The organism is Variovorax sp. KBW07 (assembly GCF_003852515.1).
GTDB lineage: Bacteria > Pseudomonadota > Gammaproteobacteria > Burkholderiales > Burkholderiaceae_C > Variovorax.
The window spans coordinates 37,105-54,001 of sequence record NZ_QAJK01000047.1 but is presented as its reverse complement, the minus strand read 5'-3'; the positions used below and the strand labels follow the sequence as shown (position 1 = coordinate 54,001).

12 protein-coding genes are annotated in these 16,897 nt (G+C 67.9%); 5 read left to right on the top strand and 7 right to left on the bottom strand.

Features of this window, described 5'->3' with window-relative positions; translation table 11 throughout:
- Positions 1 to 7: 7 nt before the first annotated feature.
- The 6 genes from DBV14_RS11315 to DBV14_RS11290 form a co-directional block, all read right to left on the bottom strand.
- Positions 8 to 4,630 carry a type I polyketide synthase gene (locus DBV14_RS11315; protein ID WP_124459282.1) on the bottom strand — a complete coding sequence of 1,541 codons (4,623 nt, stop codon included), beginning with the start codon at positions 4,628 to 4,630 and terminating at the stop codon, positions 8 to 10.
- Positions 4,630 to 9,927: a non-ribosomal peptide synthetase gene (locus tag DBV14_RS11310; protein WP_124459281.1), complete on the bottom strand. Its 5,298-nt coding sequence runs from the start codon at positions 9,925 to 9,927 to the stop codon at positions 4,630 to 4,632. Before DBV14_RS11310 ends, DBV14_RS11315 begins: the two co-directional genes overlap by 1 nt.
- 9 nt (positions 9,928 to 9,936) lie before the next feature.
- On the bottom strand, positions 9,937 to 10,668 hold the full coding sequence (locus DBV14_RS11305) for a thioesterase II family protein (protein ID WP_124459280.1): 732 nt from the start codon (positions 10,666 to 10,668) through the stop codon (positions 9,937 to 9,939).
- 5 nt (positions 10,669 to 10,673) lie between these two features.
- Positions 10,674 to 10,931: an MbtH family NRPS accessory protein gene (locus tag DBV14_RS11300; protein WP_124459279.1), complete on the bottom strand. Its 258-nt coding sequence runs from the start codon at positions 10,929 to 10,931 to the stop codon at positions 10,674 to 10,676.
- A gap of 225 nt (positions 10,932 to 11,156) precedes the next feature.
- Positions 11,157 to 11,429, bottom strand: a complete 273-nt coding sequence (locus DBV14_RS11295; RefSeq protein ID WP_124459278.1) for a DUF4880 domain-containing protein — start codon at positions 11,427 to 11,429, stop codon at positions 11,157 to 11,159.
- Between the two features lie 117 nt (positions 11,430 to 11,546).
- A complete protein-coding gene (locus DBV14_RS11290; RefSeq protein ID WP_124459277.1) occupies positions 11,547 to 12,080 on the bottom strand; it encodes a sigma-70 family RNA polymerase sigma factor in 534 nt (177 codons plus the stop codon).
- 322 nt (positions 12,081 to 12,402) lie between these two features.
- Here DBV14_RS11290 and DBV14_RS11285 point away from each other — a divergent pair, with 322 nt between their 5' ends.
- Positions 12,403 to 13,209 carry a 4'-phosphopantetheinyl transferase superfamily protein gene (locus DBV14_RS11285; protein WP_124459276.1) on the top strand — a complete coding sequence of 269 codons (807 nt, stop codon included), beginning with the start codon at positions 12,403 to 12,405 and terminating at the stop codon, positions 13,207 to 13,209.
- Positions 13,210 to 13,239: 30 nt separating this feature from the next.
- Positions 13,240 to 14,082: a plasmid replication/partition related protein gene (locus DBV14_RS11280; protein ID WP_124459275.1), complete on the top strand. Its 843-nt coding sequence runs from the start codon at positions 13,240 to 13,242 to the stop codon at positions 14,080 to 14,082.
- 48 nt (positions 14,083 to 14,130) lie between these two features.
- Here the strand turns inward: DBV14_RS11280 and DBV14_RS11275 are convergent, their stop codons facing one another.
- A complete protein-coding gene (locus DBV14_RS11275; RefSeq protein ID WP_124459274.1) occupies positions 14,131 to 14,715 on the bottom strand; it encodes a YSC84-related protein in 585 nt (194 codons plus the stop codon).
- A 420-nt stretch (positions 14,716 to 15,135) separates the two neighbouring features.
- On the opposite strand from DBV14_RS11275, the gene DBV14_RS11270 reads away from it, so the two are divergent.
- The 3 genes from DBV14_RS11270 to DBV14_RS11260 are packed head-to-tail and all read left to right on the top strand — an operon-like array spanning position 15,136 to position 16,816.
- The gene (locus tag DBV14_RS11270) at positions 15,136 to 15,885 is read left to right on the top strand and encodes a hypothetical protein (RefSeq protein ID WP_124459273.1); all 750 of its coding nucleotides are present in this window, start codon (positions 15,136 to 15,138) and stop codon (positions 15,883 to 15,885) included.
- Entirely contained in the window at positions 15,882 to 16,406 is a 525-nt protein-coding gene (locus tag DBV14_RS11265; protein WP_185545996.1) for an ATP/GTP-binding protein, read from the top strand. The genes DBV14_RS11270 and DBV14_RS11265 overlap by 4 nt, the downstream gene beginning before the upstream one ends.
- A gap of 26 nt (positions 16,407 to 16,432) precedes the next feature.
- The gene (locus DBV14_RS11260; RefSeq protein WP_124459272.1) at positions 16,433 to 16,816 is read left to right on the top strand and encodes a roadblock/LC7 domain-containing protein; all 384 of its coding nucleotides are present in this window, start codon (positions 16,433 to 16,435) and stop codon (positions 16,814 to 16,816) included.
- The last annotated feature ends 81 nt before the right edge of the window (positions 16,817 to 16,897 follow it).

The following is a 16,897-nucleotide window of genomic DNA, read 5'->3' as shown; positions in this document are numbered from 1 at the left end:
CGGGTCTTCAAACGGTTGCGGACAAGGCGTCCGGCGCGGCGTCCACGAGATCGGCGGCTTCGATCTCCTCGATCAGCCGCGTTTCGACCAGCACGGCAAGGTCGCGCAGGGTGGGCGCCTTGAAGAAGGCCGCCGGGTGCAGCTCGACGTCGTAGGCCTTGCGGGCCCGCGCCAGGATCTGGATGGCGAGCAGCGAGTCGCCGCCCAACTCGAACAGGTTGTCGTCGACCCCCACGCTGGCGATGCCCAGCATGTCCTGCCAGATGGTGGCCAGGCCGCTTTCGAGCTCGCCTTCGGGTGCGACAAAGGGCGTGTCGAGTGCGGGGCGCGGATGATCGCGGCGCTTCTTCTTCGCGACCGGGCCGGTCTCCAGCAGGTCGAGCATGCCGTTGTCGAGCTCGCCGAGCCGCTGGTCCAGGTCGGTGGTGGAGATGACGACCTGCGCGAACGCCGGGCCGTTGACGATGCGCTCCAGCGCCCGTGCACCTTCGGGGCCACTCATGCCGATGCCTTCGGGCAGCACGCGGCCGGCGGCCATGCCGAGATCGCGCCATGCGTCCCAGTTGACCGAGATGACGGGGTGCTTCGCGCTGCGCTGCCACAGCGCGGCCAGTGCATCGAGGTAGGCGTTGGCGGCGGCGTAGTCGCTCATGCCCAGGCCGCCCGCCATGCTCGAGATCGAGGAGCACAGCAGCACGAAATCGAGCGGCTCGTCGCGCAACGCGTCGAGCAGAAAGCGCGTGCCTTGCAGCTTGGGCGCGAACACCTCCTGGGCTTCGGCACGCGTGCGGGTGGCGATCATTCCGCTGTTGGCATGCCCCGCCGCATGCACCACGCCCTGCACCATGCCGAAGCGCGCGCGGGCCTGTTCAACAGCGGAGCGCATCGAGGCCGCATCGGCCACGTCGGCGGCAACGACGAGCACTTCGCCACCCAGGTTTTCGAGTTCGAGCAATTGCGTGAGCCGGGTCCGCAGGGCCCGGGGCTGGTCTTCGGCCGCGGCGATGGCTTCCCACGTGCTGCGCTCGGGAATTGGCGTGCGGCCCAGCAATACCAGCCTTGCCTGCCACGACTCGGCCAGGTGCCGGGCCACGGCGAGCCCCACCCCGCCGAGGCCACCGGTGATCAGGTAGACACCCTTCGAACGCAGCCGCTGCTGCTGCTGCTGCAACTGCTGAGACGCGGATGCCGCGGGCAGTGGCTCGTAGCCCTTGACCCAGCGGTGCGGGCCGCGATAGGCCACCAGCGTTTCGGTGCGCGGGGCCTGAGCCTGCATCTGCCCGGCGAGCTGCCGTGCCAGCCAGGCTTCGGCGGCGCTGCCCGCCACGGGCAACACGATGTCGGTCACCCTGCAGGCGATGTGCGGATATTCCTGCGCGATCACCTTGCACAGGCTGAACAGCGTCGCCTTCTCGGGGCACAGTGCTTCGAGGCCGGAGACGTCTTCCATCTGGTTCGCAATGACGTCGATGGAAAGCTTGTGTTCGCGTCCGGCGGAGGTGCTGTCGATGGCCTGGGCCAGCGCGAGCAGGCTGAAGTACCCGCGCTCCATGACTTCTTCCGAGGTGGGTGGCACCGCCGACGGACCATCGACGCCCCACATGTGGCAGACCCTGGCGACGGGCCCGCATTCGGCCTGAACTTTTCGCAGTAGCTGTTCGTGGTCGGCGCGCTCGCCGGGGCGGGCCGTGAAATGGCGCGCGCCCGTTTCGGCATAGCCCGCGCCGGCCGTCACGCGAACGACCGGATGGCCGGGCGATTCGTCCTGCAGTTGCCGGATCAGCGCATCGCCCAGACCGCCCGCTTCCGCGAACACCAGCGTGCACCCGCTGACGGGCGCGGCTTGCGGCGAAGCGCTCGAAGGTTCGGTGCGTTGCCAGGTCGGCACATAGAACGCGTCGGCCGCCTTGCGCGCGGACGGGCCCGCTGCTTCGCTCCCCGGTTCCGGTGCGTCGGTCCAGTACGACTGGCGCTGGAACGGATAGGTGGGCAGCGGCACCTGGCGGGCTTGCCGCCCGGGATGGCACGCGGCCCAGTCGACCTGGACACCCGCGCACCAGAGGGCGCCGATCACGCTGGCCATCTGGCGTTCGTTGTGCGCCTGCTTTTGCGGATGGGCCTGGCTCGACCAGATGCCCGCGGCCGACGCCGCCAACGGATGCTGGCGCGCAAGGCCGGCCAGCGTTTCGCCGGGGCCGACTTCGAGCAGCACACGGCCTTCGACGCGAAGCAGATCGGCCAGCCCGTCCGCGAAGCGCACGGTGCCGCGCAGGTGCTGGCCCCAGTAGGCCGGATCGACCGCCTGCTGCGCGGTGATGGGCTTGCCGGTGACGTTGGAGATGAAGGGAATGCGCGGCGCGTGCCGGGGCACGGAGGCAACCACCTGCCGCAGCTCGGCCACGATGGATTCGGTCATCGCCGAATGCGAAGCGATGGACACCAGCAGGCGGCGCGGCAGCAGTTGGCGCGCCGACATCTGGCGCTCGGCGGCCTCGATGGCGGCCATCGGTCCGGCGAGCACGCACAGTTGCTCGCCGTTGATGGCGGCGATGTCGCAGCCGGTGGCAAGGTACGGCGCGAGCTCGGCCTCCGAGAGCGCAATGGCGGTCATTGCGCCTGGCGCCATCGACTGCATCAGGCGGCCGCGCGTGGCCACGATGCGCAACGCATCTTCCAGGCTGAACACGCCGGCCAGGCAGGCCGCGACGTACTCGCCCAGGCTGTGGCCCAGCATCACGGCGGGCTGCACGCCGCGCGACATCCAGAGCCGCGCCATCGCGTACTCGACGATGAACAACAGTGGCTGCGTGTACTCGATGCGGGCCAGTTGCTCGTCGGCGGCGGCTTCGGCGCCGGTGGCCGGATAGAGCAGCTGCCGCAAGTCCATGCCCATCGCATCGCGCAAGGCATCGCAGCAGCGATCGACTTCTTCGCGGAAAACCGGATGGTCGCGGTACAGCGCAAGGCCCATGTTCGCGTGCTGCGTGCCACCGCCGGGGAAGAGAAACGCGACCTCGGGCGCGGAGGCCGGAACGCGGGTCGCCTGGTCGAAATCGCTTTCGGGGGCGCGCAGCGCCTGGACCGCCGCGGTGAGCCCGTCCGCGACGACCGCGCCGCGGAATTCCTGCGCGCGCCGGCCGGCTTGCAGCGTGTGGGCAACGTCGGCAAGCGACGGCGCCGCGAGGTTCAGATCCAGGTGATCCGCAAGTTGCCGCGCGGCCTGCGCCAGCGCCACCGTGCTCCGGGCGGACAGCGGCAGAACCTGCCAGCCGGGCGCGGACTCGGAGGATCGGGAAACCGGCGCTTCTTCGAGCACCACGTGCACATTGGTCCCGCCGATGCCGAAAGAGCTCACGCCCGCGCGGCGCGGCGTGCTGCCTTCCGGCCAGGGCTGGCATTGCGCATTCACATAGAACGGGCTGCCAGCGAAATCGATCTGCGGATTGGGTTGGGTGAAGTGCAGGTTCGGCGGCAGCGTGCGGTGCTTGAGCGCCATCGCGGTCTTGATGAGGCCCGCGACGCCCGCTGCTGCATCAAGGTGGCCGACGTTGGTCTTGACCGAGCCCACGGCACAGAAGCCGCGCCGCTCGGTATCGGCCCGGAAGGCCTGCGTGAGCGCCGCGATCTCGATGGGGTCGCCCAGCGTGGTGCCGGTGCCATGCGCCTCGATGTAGCCGATGGTGTCGGCCGAGACACCGGCAATCAGCTGCGCGGCGCGGATCACTTCGGCCTGCCCGTCGATGCTGGGCGCGGTGAAGCCGACCTTGGCTGAGCCGTCGTTGTTGGCCGCGGTGCCCTTGATGACGGCATGGATGGTGTCGCCGTCGCGCAGGGCTTCGTCGAGGCGCTTGAGCACGACCACGCCCGCCCCGCTGCCGATCACCGTGCCGTTGGCATCGGCATCGAAGGCGCGGCAATGGCCGTCGCGCGAAAGAATCGCGCCAGCCTGGTAGCGGTAGCCGCCTTCCTGCAAGAGGTTGAGCCACACGCCGCCGGCCAGCGCCATGTCGCAATCGTGGCTCAGCAGGGCCTGGCAGGCGGTGTGCACGGCCGTGAGCGATGTCGAGCAGGCCGTCTGCACAGTGACGGCGGGGCCGCGCAGGTTGAGCTTGTAGGCCACGCGCGTGCACAGCGAGCCGGCGGCGTTGCCGCTCATCAGGCCCAGCAGGTCGGCAATGCCGGTGTGCGCGCCGAGGCCGAAGGCCGGCAGCAGGTTGCGGATCAGGTAGACGTTGGTGCCCTCGCCCGCGTACACGCCGACCTTGCCGGGCCAGCGCTCGGGGTCGCAGCCCGCATGCTCCAGCGAGGCCCAGGCGCATTCCAGGAAGATGCGTTGCTGCGGGTCGAGGTTTTCGGCTTCGCGCGGCGTGTAGCCGAAGAAGCCGGCATCGAACTGGTCGAAGCCGTCGAACAGCACGCCGGCCTTCACGTAGTCGGGGTCGTCCAGTTGAGCCTGCGGCACGCCGCGCTCGCGCAACTGGTCGTCGGTGAAGGTCGACACCGACTCCACGCCGTCGCGAATGTTTCGCCAGAACGCATCGACGTCATCGGCACCGGGAAAGCGCCCGGCCATGCCGACGATGGCGATCTCCAGACCGGTGGGCTCCGCGGGTTCGTTGTAGACGGACATCAGTTGACTCTCTCTGCCGCTTTGCGGCGTTGAAGCATCGCGGCGCGCTGGCGCAGCGCGCGCTCGTCGCCGCCCGCGGTGGACGCGGCGGCGGCCTGCGCGCCACCCTGCTCGATCCAGCGGGCCAGCGATTCGACGGTGGGGTACTTGAAGAGATTGACCAGCGGGAACGCGGCCTGCAGCCGGTCTTCCAGCAGCCGGTGCGCGCGGATGAGCAGCAGCGAATGCCCGCCCAGGTCGAAGAAGTTGTCGTGCAGGCCGACCTGTTCGACCTTCAGCACCTCGGACCAGATGGCCGCGAGCGTGCGCGCCACGTGGCCTTGCGGCGCCTCGTAGGCCGTCGCGCGGCCCAGCCCCTCGGGCTCGGGCAGCGCCTTGCGCTCGACCTTGCCATTGGCATTCAGCGGCAGCGCGGGCAAGGTGACGATGGCGCGCGGCACCATGTAGTCGGGCAGCACCTGCCCCAGGCGCTCGCGCAGCGCGGCGCCGTCGACCGACTGGCCGGCATGGGCGCTGACGTACGCCAGCAGCGAGGCCCCGGCGACGCCTTCGCGGGCCACGACGACGGCTTCGCGCACCTCGGGCTGCGCAAGGATCTGCGCCTCGATCTCGCCAAGCTCGATGCGGAAGCCGCGAATCTTCACCTGGTGGTCGATGCGGCCCAGGTACTCGATCTGGCCTTCGGCGTTCCAGCGAACCAGGTCGCCGGTGCGGTAGAGCCTGTCGCCGTTGCCGAAAGGGTCGGCCACGAAGCGCTCGGCGCTCAGTGCCGGCTTGTTGAGGTAGCCCCGCGCCAGGCTCACGCCGCCAAGGTACAGCTCGCCGGCCACGCCGCGCGGCACCTCGTTCAGCTCGGCATCGAGCACGTGCGTGCGGGTGTCGCTGATCGGCTGGCCGATGGGCACCAGGCTTTGCCCGTCGTCGCGGCAGGTCCAGCGCGTGACGTGGATGGTGGTTTCGGTCGGGCCGTACAGGTTCTGCAGGGTGGCACCGCTCAGGCGCCGCAGCGTTTCCCTCTGCGTCTCGGCCGGCATGGCTTCGCCGCCGACGATGATGTGCTTGAGCCGCGTGCTGGCCTCGATGTCCTTGTGCGCCAGGAAGGCCTGCAGCATCGAGGGCACGAAGTTGAGCGTAGTGATCTGGTGGCGCTGGATCAGCGCGACCAGCCGGGCCGGATCGCGGTGGTCGCCGGGGTTGGCGACGACCAGCCGCGCACCCGCGGTCATGGGCCAGAACATTTCCCACACCGACACGTCGAAGCCGAACGGTGCCTTGTGCAGCACGGTGTCGGCACGGGTCAGTTGGTAGGCCTGCTGCATCCATGCCATGCAGCTGTGCAGCGCATCGTGGCGCACCGCGGCGCCCTTGGGCTTGCCGGTGGAGCCGGAGGTGTAGATGACGTAGGCCAGGTTCTCGCCATGCAGCGCGACGCGGGGGTCTGTGGCGGGCTCGCCCGACAGGTCGATGGTGTCGATGTCGAGCACCGCCAGGCCGCTGCGCCCGGCGATGTGGTCGCGGGTGGTGCCGTGCACGAGCAGCAGTTCGATGCCGCTGTCTTCGACCATGTAGGCGAGGCGCTGCACCGGGTACTCGGGGTCCAGCGGCAGGTAGGCGCCACCGGCTTTCAGGATTCCCAGGATGCCCACGACCATCTCGATGGAGCGCTCCATGGCAATGCCCACGCGCATGTCGGGCCTGACGCCCAACGCGATCAACCGGTGCGCCAGGCGATTGGCGCGGCGGTCGAGTTCGGCGAAGCTCAGCGCCTCGTCGCCGAACAGCAGCGCGATGGCTTCGGGCTGCCGCAGGGCGTGCTGCGCGATCTGCTGGTGCACGGGTTGCGGCTGCGGTTCGCGCCGCGTGTTCACGCTCCATTGCGCGAGCTGCGACTTCTCCGGGGCGCTCAGCAGGTCGATGTCTCCCACCGCGCAGCTTGCGTCTGCGCAGAGCGCGGCCAGCACCGCCACGTAATGCTGCGCCATGCGCGCGATGGTCTCGCGCTCGAACAGGTCTTCGGCGTAGATCACGTCGAGCATCAGGCGGCCATCGGGCCGCTCGCGGGCTTCGAGCACCCAGTCGAACTGGGTCTGGAGGTCGGGCAGCAGGTGGTCGCTCACCCCGATGCCATCCAGGCGCTGGAGCGCCCGGTGGTCTTCGAACAGGTGATTGAACATCACCTGGAACAGCGGGCTGTGGCTCATGCTGCGCTCGGGCTGCAGGCGCTGCACCAGTTGCTCGAAGGGCAGGTCCTGGTGCGCCTGCGCACCGAGCACGGTTTCCCTGGCCTGCGCCAGCACGCGCGACAGCGGCGTGCGGCCTTCGATCGGGTTGTGCAGCACCAGCGTGTTGACGAACAGGCCGATGACGTTCTCGAACTCCACGCGGTTGCGGTTCGCAATGGCGGCCCCGACGCGGATCTCTTCCTGCCCGGTGTAGCGATGCAACAGCACCTGCAGGCCCGCCAGCAGCACCATGAACAGCGTGCCGCCTTCGGCCTGCGCCACGCCGCGCAACTGGCCGAGCAAGGGCGCGGGCAATTCGAAGGCATGCCGGGCCGCGCGGTAGCTGGCTTGCGGCTTGCGCGGGTGATCGGTGCGCAGTTCGAGCACCGGGTGCTCGTCGCCGAGTTGCGCGCGCCACCAGCCGAGCTGGCGCTCCGCCTCACCGGCGGCGAGCCAGTCGCGCTGCCACGCGGCGTAGTCGGCGTACTGCACGCGTGGCACCGGCAACGCCGCCGAACGGCCCTGCAGGCGCGCGGCGTAGCCGGCAGCGAGTTCGTCGATGAGCACCTGCATCGAGGCGCCGTCGGACACGATGTGATGCATCACCACGGTGAGCACCTGCGTGTCGTCGGCCAGGCGGAACAGCGCGGTGCGCAGCAAGCCGCCTTGGGTCAGGTCGAAGGGCGTGGCCTTGATGCGGCGGGTTTCTTTTTCCAGCTGTTCGCCGCGCTGGCCGTCGGGCACGGCGCGCAGGTCGATCACTTCCAGCGCCAGCGTGGCGGAGGGCTTGATCCATTGCGCGGCAACGCCGTCGCTGCCGGCGCGGAACACAGTGCGCAGCGATTCGTGGCGCACGACCAGATCGTTCAACGCGGCCTGCAACGCATCGGCCTGCAATACGCCGGTGAGGCGCAGCGCGCCGCTCATGTGGTACGCCGCGCTGCCGGGGTCGAGCTGCCAGAGGAACCACTGGCGCTCCTGCGCATGCGACAGCGGCAATGCATGCTGCCGGCGCTCGGCCGGCAGCACCGCGATGGGCGCGGGCCGTGCGTGCGCGCCTTGCGCCAACCGCTCCCGGATGGCGGCCGCGCTCTCATGCAGCCGCGGGTGTTCGAACATCAGGCGCACCGGGTAGTCGATGTCCCAGTGGCCCGATATGCGTGCCGCCACCTGCGTGGCGGTGAGCGAGCTGCCGCCACGCGTGAAGAAATGAGCATCGCGTGCAAAGGGCTTTGCGTCGGCGGGCCTGAGCACTTCGCGCCAGATGGCATCGATGGCGCGCTCGGTCTCGTCGAGCGCGGGCCGCTCGGCTTGCGCCTCTGCGGGGCCGCCCTTGACGAAAGCGCCGCGCTCGTAGATGGCATAGGCGTCGGCGCTGCGGTCCAGCCAGCCGGCGCGGCAGGCGCTGCGCTGCAGCTTGCCGCTGGTGGTCTTGGGCATGCCGCCCGGGTTGAGCAGCAGCACGGCCGACAGCGGCTCGCCGAACACTTCGCTGACCGCTGCGCTGAGCGCCTCGACCAGCACCTGCGGGGGCACCAGCTTCTGCATGCTGCGCGACACCTCGGCCGCGGCGCCGATGCCTTCGCCATCGGGCCCGCTGGCCGCGAACACCGCGACACGGCCCTTGCGCACCGCATCGACCTCGGCCTCGATGACCCGCTCGATGTCCTGCGGATAGATGTTGTGGCCGCGAACGATGATCAGGTCCTTGATGCGGCCCGTCACATAGAGCTCGCCGTCGCAGACGAAACCGAGATCGCCGGTGCGCAGCCAGCGGCGTCCCGCAATCTCGACGAAGGTCTCGGCGGATTCGCGCGGCTTGCCCCAGTAGCCGGCGCCGATGCTCGCGCCGCTCACCCAGATTTCGCCGATGCGGCCGGGCGCCACCACCGACAGCGTTGCGGGGTCGATGATCTCGACGTCGTGATGAACGGCCACCGCGCCGCAGCCGACGAGCAAGGTGCCGTCTTCGCTCGGCATGCCTTGGCCACTGGCCAGTCCGTCGGCGCTGAAGCCGCGCGCGACCATGCCGCCGCCGCGCTTGCCGCCGGTCACGAACAAGGTGGCTTCGGCAAGGCCATAGCAGGCGTAGACCGCGCCGGGGTCGAAGCCCGCGGGCGCGAATCGCTCGATGAAATCGAGCTCGGTGTCGGCGCGCACCGGTTCGGCGCCGGTATAGGCCACGCGCCAGCTCGACAGGTCGAGCTGCGCGATCTGCGCATCTTTCACGCGCTCCAGGCACAGGCGAAACGAGAAGTCGGGCCCGCCGCTGAGCGTGGCGCGGTGGCGCGAGATCAGCTCGAGCCAGCGCACCGGCCGCTCCAGAAAGTAGCGCGGCGAAGTCAGCACCAGCGGGATGCCGCTGTAGAGCGGCTGCATCAGGCCGCCGATGAGGCCCATGTCGTGGTACAGCGGCGCCCACGAGACGAACTTGTCGTCGGGGCCGATGCCCATGCCGACCTGGATGGCATGTTCGTTGGCCATCAGGTTGCCATGCGTGACGATGACACCCTTGGGCGCAGAGGTCGAGCCCGAGGTGTATTGCAGGAAGGCGATGTCTTCACCGGTCGGCTCGAAAGGCTGCCACGCATCGGCGAGCGCGAGGTCGATCGCATCGACGGCAACAATGGCCACTTCGCCGAACTGGCTGCCGGCCGCGGCCATCGCTTCGCTGAACACGGTCGAGGTGAGCACGCAGCGCGCCTGCGAATCGGCCGCCACGCCGGTGAGCCGGGCCAGGTGCTGGGGCCGCGTGGATTCGGGCGGGAACACGGGCACGGCAATCACGCCGCAGTAGAAGCAGGCCAGCATGCTCACGGCATAGTGGTCGCCGTTGTCGAGCATGACGAGCGCGCGGTCGCCCTTGGCGAACTGCTGCTGCAAACGCGCCGCGAGCGCACGCACGCGGCGCTCGAAGACGGCGTAGGTAAAAGGCTGCTCGCTGTAGACGCCATCGACCTCGTCGACCACGGTGAGCCAAACATCGTTTGCGCGCTGCTCGGCCAGCGCGCGCAGGTGCGCCACGAAATTGCGCGGTTGCCGGCCGGCGGATTCCGTCGCGAGCAATTGATTCATATCGACCCTTTAGTGCGCGTGAAGATGTGTCTGTGTCGGCAGGTGCCGCGCGAGCGCTGCGAGAAATCCGGCCTCGTGCTGCCGCAGGAAGAAGTGCCCGCCGTCGAACCAGTCGAGCGTGAAAACGCCGGCGGTTTCCTTCGACCAGGCGGCCATGGCCGACGGCTCGATGTCGTCATGACGCCCCGCGAAGGCATGAACGGGCAGTGGCAGCGGCGGCGACGACGCGCCGGCCGTGTTGTCGACATGGCTGCGGCAGACGCGGCGGTCGGCGCGCAAGGTGTCGAGCGTGATGCGCATGAGTTCGTCACTGGCGAACACCTCTTCGGGCGTGCCGCCCTGCTTGCGCAACTCGGCGATCAGCGAGGCGTCGTCTTCTCCGCCGTCAAAGCGCGCGGGGTCGCGCCGCGAAGGGGCCGCGCAACCCGACTCCAGCAGCGCGCGCGGCAAGGGCCGCCGCGAAGCCTGGAGCCGGCGGGCCACGCCGTGGGCCAGCAACGCGCCCATGCTGTGGCCGAAGATCGCGAAGTCGCCGCGCATCGCCTCGGCCTGCTCGGAGCAGATGCGCGCGACCAGGGCTTCGAAGTCTTCGACGAAGGCCTCGCCCATTCGCGCGCCGCGCCCCGGCAACTCCACCGGCACCACACGCACCCACGGCGGAAGGAAACGACGCCAGCGCAGGTACATGGCAGCGCTCGCGCCGGCGCAAGGCAGGCACAAGAGCGAGAGAGGCGCCTGCATGACCATCAGCCGGCCACGCGCTCCGTGGCCTGCGCGCCTTCTTTTTCCTGCTGCTGCATCCATTCGCGCAGCGAGCGCGGACGCATGTCGGTCCAGTGGCTCTCGACATAGGCCAGCACGGTTTTCTTGTCGCCGCGCACGCCATCGACGGCAGTCCATCCGCCGGGAACGGCCTTCCAGTGCGGCCAGATGGAGTACTGGTCTTCGTGATTGACCAGAACGATGAAGGCTTCGTCTTCGCGGTCAAAACAGCTGGTCGACATCGGTGCATCCTTGTGTGATTGAACAGAAGGAGCGCCCGATGGCCGGTCGCGGACCGGATCGAATCGCAGCGCCCCTGCCAACAGGACGCTTCAAGGGCGAATCTGTTCATTTCACGAGGGAGCACTTGCGGGGGAAGACGGCTGCATCCGCCGGAGCGGGCCGGCAGGGCCATTGCACGAACAGCGATCGCGCGGCGTGGCGCGCGTTGGCAGGGAAGTCTGGCTTTACTTGCCGGCGCGGGGGACGGGGCCGGTGTCGGTATCCATATCGGTGTCGGGCGATTCGTCGCCGTCGCCGAAATCATTGGCCGGCGGCACGAAGCCCGCGAGCAGCCAGAGTTGCGCGGCCTTGTCGTAGGCACGGCGATGCGAGGGCTGCGCCAGGAGCCAGGCGGTCATTTCGGCGCGCGCCGCGTCGTCGAAACTTTCGCGGTCGTGCTCGCGCTGTACCCAGTCCCATGCGGTGTTCCAGATGGGATCGTCTTTTTCCTGTGTCATTCTTGAAAGCCGTTCGCGTTGTCCGCGCAGGCCGGCGCCTGAACGCCCCGGCCACTGCACAACGCGCATTCTCGCGGGAAACGGGCAGGCCCCTTCCCATGCGCGGGCGACGACCTTTCAGCGCGAACCGCTTTCGAGCAGCAGGTGGCCGCACGACTTGATGGCCGTCGCGGCCTCGGCGATCAAGCCGTTCACCAGCCCCAACGCGCAACCCAGGCGGGCCGCGATTTCGCGCTGCGTGAGGCCTTCCAGGCGGTAGAGCTCGAACACCAGGCGAGTTCGGGGCGGAAGCCCGGAGAGCACCTTGTCGATGGCGCTGATGACCTGGCGCTCGCACATCATGCGGTCGGGTGTGGAGGCGGTCGGCACGTCGAGCAGTTCAACATCGACGTCGAAGGTGCGGTAGCTGGCCTCGACGCGATGGCGGCGGCAGTAGTCCAGTGCCATGTTGCGCACTACCTGGCAGCAGTAGCCGATGGGCTGATGGGCCTGCCGCACGCAAGGGCCATCGACGATCTTCAGGTAGGCGTCCTGCACCACGTCGTCGGCCAGGTCCGCCGTGTTGACGATCTTGCGGGCGACGCGCCAAAGCTGCGCGCGATTGGCAATGAAGACCTCCCCGAGCGAAGGCTCCAACGAATGCACTGGCATGTTCAACACCTCTTCCTCCTGTGAGCGAGCCGAGACGGGCCGCAAGTCCGATTTACTACTTTCGATGCACAAATCTAAATAAGAATCATTTCTATTTATATGCAAGTTTCGAGTCACCCTGATGACCCTTCGGATCAACGTTCAAAACAAAGTGATGTGGAGCCCCGGAAGAATTCGGCGCTGCGAATCGCACGGTCGGAAAGCTCTGCGGAAACGCAAAGTCCGGCATCGCTCATGCGGGGGATCGCGATGATAGTCCACTTCGCGCCATGTCATCATCCGTGAAAAATTGCGAACGTGGCCCTTACGCAGTGGCCTCTTCATGCCAAGCGCCGCTCCCCTCATTCCCCTGCCCCCGGGCGAAATTCATCTCTGGCTCTGCTTTCACGGCGACGCCGGCAGCAACGCGCTGACGGCCGCTTGCCGCGCATTGCTGACGACGCAGGAGCTGTCGAAGCAAGACCGCTTTCACTTCGCACGCGACCGGCATCGCTACCTGTTGACGCGCGCGATGGTGCGCTCGGTGCTGTCGCGCTATGCACCGGTGCGGCCACAGGCCTGGCAGTTCGCGGCCGGAGCTTTCGGGCGCCCACGCATCGACGCGCCCGTGGCCGAGGAAGCCCAAGGCCTGGACTTCAACCTGAGCCACACCGACGGGCTGATCGTGCTGGCCCTTGCGCGAAACGTCGCGCTGGGTGTCGATGCCGAAAACGTCGGCCGCAAGGCGTCGCTCGACGTTGCCGACCACTTCTTTTCGCCGGCCGAAACCCAGGCATTGCGCGCATTGCCTTCCGCTCAGCAGGCAACGCGCTTCTTCGAACTGTGGACGCTGAAAGAGAGCTACATCAAGGCGCGCGGCATGGGCTTGCAGATCCCGCTCGACAGCTTCGGCTTTGCGCTGGACCACGACAGTGGCGGCATCGAATTCGCACTCGCGGATGCACGCGCCAACGACGACGCGCAGCGCTGGCAATTCTGGCAACTGCAGCCGACGCCCGAGCACCTCGTGGCACTGTGCGCCGCGCCGCTCGCCTCGAGCGCCGCACGCATCGTCTGCCGCGAGATCGCACCGCTGGAATGGGACAGGCCGCGCCAGGTTCGCACGACCCGCGCAAGCGCGCCCACCTAAAATGCCGACCCTCTCCCCGATCCCCTCCCCATGAACATCGTCGTCAACGAAGAACTCAAAGCCTATATCGATCCACTGACTCCGGAGGAACACGAAGCGCTCGAGCGGAGCATCCTCGCCGAGGGTTGCCGCGACGCGCTGGTGCTGTGGGGCGACGTGCTGGTAGACGGACACAACCGCTACGGGATCTGCAAGAAGCACGACCTGCCGTTCCAGACGGTGCAGAACACGCGCTTCAAGACCATCGACGACGTGCACCTCTGGATGATCGACCAGCACCTGGGCCGGCGCAGCATTTCGGACTTCCTGCGCGGCGTGCTGGCCCTGCGCAAGAAAGACATCGTCGACGAGCAGCGCGCCCGCATGGCCACTGCACAACCGGCTTCATCTGATGCACCCTTCGATGTCGACACGCCGGCTGCCGAGGCCTCATCGGCCGATGCGGCTCCCGCCATGCCGCCCCAGGCGCCCATGAACAGCCGCGAAGCCATTGCCAAGGCAGCGCGCCTGAGCAGCAGCCAGGTCGGCATGATCGAGAAGATCCAGAAGCAGGCCGCGCCGGAACTGGTGGCGGCCGTGAAGTCGGGCGTGATCTCCATCAACACCGCCGCGGCGGTGGCCACGCTTCCGGCCGAAGAACAGGTCATTGCCGCGAACGCGGGCAAGGACGAGCTCAAGCAGGCCGCCAAGCGCGTGCGCGAATCGAAGAAGAAGCCGCGCGAAGAATCGGGAGAAGCCGATGCCGACGAATCGCAACAGCAGGCCAAGCCCGACGCCGTCCAGTTGCTGGAGCAGCGCGTGGCCGAGCTCACGGCCGAGAACGAAGACCTGCGCAGGCAAGTGGCCGAGCTGCGCGCGCAACTCGGCCAATAATTTTCTTGTCGCCTGCCAGGGCAGGCAGGCGACCTGCAGGCTGGTTGTTTAGAGCTGGATCTCGGAGATCTTCGCGCCCGACAGCGAGACGCCGGCTTCCAGGCCCACGTTGGTCATCACGAAGCCCACCACCGGTTGGCGGATCGTGTTGGTGTCGATGTTGCCGTTGGCACCGATGGTCGCGACAGCCACTGTCGCGTCGGCACCCGCCGTCCAGCCCTTGCTGTTGCGGAACTTGTCCAGTGCCGCCTGGGTGGTGAAGAGGTAGATCACCGCCTTCGATTGCGCACCGGCCTGGAAGCCGATCGAGCCCGCGGTGGTGCTGTAGTACGACTGCGTGCGGCCGTTCACGCGCAATGCGCCGCGGCCATATTCGGCGCCCACGCCCATGCTGGCTCCCACGACGGCGGGAAACACAAGCACGCCGCTCGACTTGGCGACCAGCTCGCGCGATCCCTTCACCGAGTCGTACAGCTTGGACAACGACGCATCGACCTGGGCGTCGATCGAGGTGCGCGAAGAGGCGCTGCTTGCCTGGTCCTGAGGACGGGTGGTGGTGCAGCCGACAAAGGCAATGCTGCCGATCACGACGGCGGACGAGAGCGCAAGCGTGCGGAGGTTCATGGTGTTCATGACGGAATCCTTTGCAAAAAACATGGATCGACGAAGAAATCGCTGCCTTTGGCGGCAGGTGCGACCCATGCTAATTCCGCAAAACCGCTGCAAATCGGGTTGGGGGAGTCCGCCTACGCGAAGTCAGGCCATCGGTGAAGCCCGGCCGGCACTCTCTCAAAAATCTCTGAAAACTCTTCGTTCGTAATCTAGTGTTTTTAATTGCAACAAGTGTTATATTTTTGACGTCACACACATTGATAAAGCTTTAGTTCTCGTTTCGACCCACGCCACGTGCGTTTCATCTTCGAAATTCCACACAGAGAGCCTTAAGTTGCAATCAAACCGGCATACGCGCCCCAAGTTGGTGCTTTTGGTTCCAGGCAAGACTGCCATCGGCCGGCTGCTGCTGCCGGCCCCCTTTCACCGCGCGCGCCGGTCATGACCACAGCCGCCAACCCCACGACCAAAGGCCAACGCGCCTTGCTGAGCTTCAGCGTCGAGGGGTTGCCACCCCGGGAAGAGCTGCTGCTCCGGTCCCTGGTGCGACTGCTGGACCACCGCACCCACCAGCACTGGGACTGGAAGGCCGGACCGGCCGACCTGCGCGTCGTCGGCGAACCGGCGGCAAGCGCCGTGGCAACGGAAGACAACCCCGCCAAGGCGGTACCGGTGCTGGCCGTCGGCCATGTCGACCCGCAACGCGGCGGCCACTTCCTGGCGCTGCCGCTGCATGCCGACGTGCTCGAACACACGCTCAACCGGATGGGTGCCATGGTCGTGCATGCGCGCGGGCTGGGCCTGGCGTCGTCCGACGGGCACATCGGGCCCGACGACGAATTCCGCCTGCTGCGCTGGCCGCCGGCCGCCCTGCTCGAAGCGCCGGTGCGCATCCGGCTGGCCACGCTGATGACCGGCAGGCCCACCACCCTGGCACTGCTTCAGCAGCGCTCGGGCCTGGCGCAGCAGGACTGCCTGGACTTTCTTGTCGACCTGCGGCGCGCCGAACTGCTCGAAAGCACGCGGCCGGCCCAAGCCCCCAGCGCCGCCGCACCGGCATCGGCGCCGTTGCCCGAAGCCGCCCCGTTCGTTGAAAGCCGCCCCCCCGGCCCGGCGCGCGATCCCGTCCAACCCGGCCTGCTGGCCCGCATACGGAACCGGCTCGGCCTGTTGCCGACAGGATCCCGATGAGCATCGAACACAAGATTCTTTTCACCGGCACCATGGGCGCCGGCAAGACCACTGCCATCGCGGCCGTGAGCGAGACACCGCCGGTCAGCACCGACGTGCGCAACAGCGACACCTCCGTCGCCAAGGCCACCACCACCGTCGGCCTGGACTACGGCGAACTCACGCTCGACAACGGCGAAAAGCTGCGCCTGTACGGCACGCCCGGCCAGATGCGCTTCGACTTCATGTGGCGCATCCTGGGGCGCGGCGCGCTCGGCGTGGTGATCCTGGTCGACAACAGCCGCCCCGACCCGCTGGCCGACCTCGACATCTACCTGGACGGCTTTGCCGAGCTGATTGCGCAGACCGCCTGCGTGGTGGCGATCGGCCGCATGGAAGCGCATCCCAAGCCGGGCATCGATGCCTACGCACGGCGCATGGAGGCCAAGGGCGTGTTGTGCCCGGTGCTGGCCGCCAACGTCACGGACTCGCAACAAGTCGTTCAGTTGCTGGAGCTGCTGCTGCTTCAACTCGAGACCTGAACTCCCTTCTTCATTCCAGAGCAGCCATGAACATAACTCCAAGAATCAAGCTCGCCGCCGAATCCGCCATCGACACGCTGATGCGCGAGATCAAGGGCGTCAAGGCCGTGGTCATCTCGACCGAAGACGGCCTCGAGCTGGCCGCCCGCGTCGAGAACACCGCGCAGGTCGCCCGCCTCTCGGCCATTGCCAGTTCGCTCGCGGCGCTGGGCGCGGTCGCGGGCGAAGAAAGCCACCTGGGCGATTGCGACAACGTGACCATCGAGGCCACGCACGGCCACATCCTGATGCTCCAGGCGCGCCACCCCGAAGTCACGCTCATCGTGAGCGTGGTCGCGGGGCGCGACGCCATCATCGGCCAGGTTCTCTACTTCGCAAAGCAGGCGACGCTGTCGCTGCAGCACGCCTGAGGGCCGCGCCCGCCCGACGCACCGCGCCAAACACCGTTTCGACACCGGCCGCCGCCCATCTCTTCGCCCGGGTGGCTGCCG

Bases quoted from the DNA above. Each gene is read 5' to 3' on its own strand.
- DBV14_RS11315 (WP_124459282.1), bottom strand. From the start codon at position 4,630: ATGTCCGTCTACAACGAACCCGCGGAGCCCACCGGTCTGGAGATCGCC.
- DBV14_RS11310 (WP_124459281.1), bottom strand. From the start codon at position 9,927: ATGAATCAATTGCTCGCGACGGAATCCGCCGGCCGGCAACCGCGCAAT.
- DBV14_RS11305 (WP_124459280.1), bottom strand. From the start codon at position 10,668: ATGCAGGCGCCTCTCTCGCTCTTGTGCCTGCCTTGCGCCGGCGCGAGC.
- DBV14_RS11300 (WP_124459279.1), bottom strand. From the start codon at position 10,931: ATGTCGACCAGCTGTTTTGACCGCGAAGACGAAGCCTTCATCGTTCTG.
- DBV14_RS11295 (WP_124459278.1), bottom strand. From the start codon at position 11,429: ATGACACAGGAAAAAGACGATCCCATCTGGAACACCGCATGGGACTGG.
- DBV14_RS11290 (WP_124459277.1), bottom strand. From the start codon at position 12,080: ATGCCAGTGCATTCGTTGGAGCCTTCGCTCGGGGAGGTCTTCATTGCC.
- DBV14_RS11285 (WP_124459276.1), top strand. From the start codon at position 12,403: ATGCCAAGCGCCGCTCCCCTCATTCCCCTGCCCCCGGGCGAAATTCAT.
- DBV14_RS11280 (WP_124459275.1), top strand. From the start codon at position 13,240: ATGAACATCGTCGTCAACGAAGAACTCAAAGCCTATATCGATCCACTG.
- DBV14_RS11275 (WP_124459274.1), bottom strand. From the start codon at position 14,715: ATGAACACCATGAACCTCCGCACGCTTGCGCTCTCGTCCGCCGTCGTG.
- DBV14_RS11270 (WP_124459273.1), top strand. From the start codon at position 15,136: ATGACCACAGCCGCCAACCCCACGACCAAAGGCCAACGCGCCTTGCTG.
- DBV14_RS11265 (WP_185545996.1), top strand. From the start codon at position 15,882: ATGAGCATCGAACACAAGATTCTTTTCACCGGCACCATGGGCGCCGGC.
- DBV14_RS11260 (WP_124459272.1), top strand. From the start codon at position 16,433: ATGAACATAACTCCAAGAATCAAGCTCGCCGCCGAATCCGCCATCGAC.